The following is a 1337-nucleotide window of genomic DNA, read 5'->3' on the forward strand; positions in this document are numbered from 1 at the left end:
ACCCCACCATTACCGACACCGGGCCTCCGTTCCTCGACCACGAAGCCAACCCCAGCCGGCCATGTCGCCGTGAGCCCATCGCCACCCATGACACCGCCGCCCCGCCGCCCCGGCGCGGCGCCGCGACCATCGCCAAGGTCACCGTCAACCACCAAGACAGGTGACGAAGAAGACCTCCGCGCGCACATTGGTCATCCGCCGGAGCCGGACGAGCCGGCGCCCGCCGAGCAGTGGCCCCATGCCAAGACGGCCAACCGCAAGACGAACGACACCAAGACGACGGACTCCGTGACGACGGACTCCGTGACGACGGACTCCGTGACGACGGACTCCGTGACGACGGGCTGTGGCAGCGAGACGAACCTCGCGATCCTCTCGCTGAGCAGCTCGCTGAGCAGCCGCGGCGCAGGCTCTCGTAGGCGAAGTGGCGTGAGGCAACGGCACCCGCAGGTCGAACTTGGAGGCGCATAGACCGCCCATCGTGCCGACCGCCCAGCAGGCGTAACCACACAGAGGCCGTGCGCCCTATTCCTCCTCCCGGCCCTCCCCAGCGGCCGGCGTACCCGCATCGTGGTCCTCGGTGGGCAGCCCCGGAACCGCCCTCTTCGCCACAGGGAACAGGTTGATCTGCGCCTCGGCGATCCTGGCCCCCTCCGGCGCGGCCTCCTTGCTGCGGCGCTGGGCGATGTACGGCTCGATCAACTTCTCGATCTCTTCGCTCAACCGCATCAACTCCTCGGCGTCGACCCTGAGCCGAACCCGGTTGAACCGGGTTGCGTCCCGCCACTCGTCCGACTCCCGTTCGACGCTCGACAGAGCTCGATCCGCTTCTTCGTTCGCCTCTCGCCGGAACGCCTCCATCACCACGAACTTGGCGTCCTTGACCTCCGGCGGATCACCAGGCCGCACGCCGACGCTGAGGGCCTTGTCCACGGACTTCCAGACCCGCTCCCTGCCGTCGCCACGCGGCGGCGCGTCCTCCACGAACCCGTACTTGGCCAACATCCGCAGGTGGTAGCTGGCGGCACTGGGTGTGATCCCCGCGATCTCCGCCACTTCGGTCGCGGTAGCGCTGCCCTCGACACCCAGCCTGTTCAGGATCATCAATCTCGCCGGATGGGCCAGTGCCCGCATCGCCTTGGGGTCACTGAGCACTTCAGTGCGCCGCGTCATGCGCCAAAGGTACCCAATGCGTAGATCTGAAGAGTTGCCTTCATAACTGTGAAGGATTACCTTCACAGTTATGAAGCATTCCCTTCATAACTCCTCACCCTCCTCCGCACCCACCTCTTCTCCTGCGTTACCTCGCACGACGACCACGGCCGAACCCGCCCACC

Annotated in this window: 1 protein-coding gene; it reads right to left on the reverse strand. The window is 66.6% G+C overall.

Annotated elements, in window-relative coordinates:
* Positions 1 to 525: 525 nt before the first annotated feature.
* On the reverse strand, positions 526 to 1173 hold the full coding sequence (locus E1286_RS47270) for a helix-turn-helix domain-containing protein (protein ID WP_132623962.1): 648 nt from the start codon (positions 1171 to 1173) through the stop codon (positions 526 to 528).
* Positions 1174 to 1337: the final 164 nt, after the last annotated feature.

The sequence above is a fragment of the Nonomuraea terrae genome (genome assembly GCF_004348995.1).
Classification (GTDB): domain Bacteria; phylum Actinomycetota; class Actinomycetes; order Streptosporangiales; family Streptosporangiaceae; genus Nonomuraea; species Nonomuraea terrae.

Bases quoted from the DNA above. Each gene is read 5' to 3' on its own strand.
- E1286_RS47270 (WP_132623962.1), bottom strand. From the start codon at position 1,173: ATGACGCGGCGCACTGAAGTGCTCAGTGACCCCAAGGCGATGCGGGCA.